Here is a 253-nt window from a genome sequence, read left to right on the forward strand (position 1 = left end):
GTTTCGAAGAAGTCGCCGCGTTCGATGCCATTGACCCCGTGACGGATAGCGACCAGGCGATTCAGGCGCAAAGCGCAGTGGCGGGGATCATTCAATGGGGCAGGGCGAATGGGACATTGCCTTTGCAGGGTGAATATTCGGCTGCTCAAGTAACCGATACCCAACGGGCGATCAGTGTGCAACAACAGCGAATGCTGCGTGCGGTCGACGCATTGGGTGCCTCGGTCCCGACGCAGCGCTCTGTCGCATTGGC

The 253-nt window shown here is 59.7% G+C and carries 1 protein-coding gene; it reads left to right on the top strand.

The genetic code is table 11. The features are described from left to right. The coding region (locus AC0L3U_RS39845) for a hypothetical protein (RefSeq protein ID WP_473365188.1) at positions 1-253 on the top strand (253 nt) is incomplete at both ends.

It is taken from the genome of Bradyrhizobium sp. Kon69 (genome assembly GCF_055807515.1).